Genomic DNA, 1311 nt, shown 5'->3' on the forward strand with positions numbered 1-1311 from the left:
ATACGGAGCTATTCCGGCACTGGTTGATACCTGAGAGTGCGAATTATTATCATGCTTATCTGGTACATTTTGTTTCATTCTTTTTGATCGGAATTGTCATTGATATGGCTATCCATTTACTCAGGCRCCAAAAAAGTAGTTAAACTAAAAGGCTGCAGTGAAACGAAAGCTCGAATAACAACCCACGAATATGTTAAAAATAAATTTGGTGGAACTATACACTAATCGTGTACAAGGATGGAATTCGAGAGATGAGTAAAAAGAATAAAAAAACCATAGACAATTTTGATGAGGCCTCCATCATTCAAGGCTTTGATATTGAGCTTAGTGAAACAAATACACTGCGTATAGACAGATTGGTTGACGATTATGAAAAAAGCATTCTGAATCGAGTAGATGAAGAGTATTCGGAAAATACAACCATTTCGGATCGGCTTGCCGATAGCATTGCCAAGTTCGGTGGAAGCTGGGTTTTCATCGGTTGTTTTGGTGCATTGCTAGTCGCATGGATGATATGGAATACGCTTCCTTTCATCAGGCCGCTTCACTTTGACGAACCTCCATTTATTCTTCTGAACCTGTGCTTATCTTTTCTTGCAGCCTTTCAAGCACCAATCATTATGATGAGCCAAAATCGACAAAATGCCAGAGATAAACACGAGTCAGTCATCGATTTCGCTATTAATTATAAAGCAGAACAAGAAATTGATGATATTCAGAAGCACCTACACCGTATTGAAGCTGATGATTTACATACTTTAGAACAGTTTAACGGCGAGTTGTTGCAGATTAAAAAAATTCTTGTTTCAATCGAATCTAGACTTTCTAGTCTTGATAGGAAGGAAGAAGAATGAAACTGCACCAATAGGAGGAATTTTTTGAATTTTTATTCATTATAATGTATAATTATTCTCTGTTAAAACAACGGGGGAGGGGCTTATTATAATGAAAATAAGTAAGCACAGTGCGGAACATTATTTTTGGGGAGATCAATGTGACGGTTGGCATTTAGTGAAAAAGAATGATTTAAGCGTAATTCATGAAAGGATGCCAACAAATACATCAGAAGTAAAACATTATCACCAGCAATCCCGTCAATTCTTCTTCGTGCTGTCGGGTACTGCAACCATTGAAATTGAAGGGAAAGAAATTGTCCTTAATCCGCAAGAAGGAGTCGAAGTTCCTCCATTAATACCTCATCAAATGTTTAATAAATCAAATGAGGAAGTCGAATTTCTAGTCATTTCGCAACCTATAAGTAAGGGCGATCGGGTAGTCGTCGATTAAGTTTAGTTTAAATCATTTTTCCAC

General features: G+C 37.0%; 2 protein-coding genes. Both read left to right on the forward strand.

The window, feature by feature from the left end; all coding sequences use genetic code 11:
• Nucleotides 1–251 precede the first annotated feature (251 nt).
• Nucleotides 252–854, forward strand: a complete 603-nt coding sequence (locus AC1DUA_RS37945; protein WP_477504621.1) for a DUF1003 domain-containing protein — start codon at nucleotides 252–254, stop codon at nucleotides 852–854.
• 91 nt (nucleotides 855–945) lie between these two features.
• Nucleotides 946–1287 (forward strand): cupin domain-containing protein, encoded by a 342-nt coding sequence (locus AC1DUA_RS37950; protein ID WP_477504622.1) that lies wholly within the window; start codon nucleotides 946–948, stop codon nucleotides 1285–1287.
• Nucleotides 1288–1311 lie beyond the last annotated feature (24 nt).

It is taken from the genome of Paenibacillus sp. 01T422 (assembly GCF_056398785.1).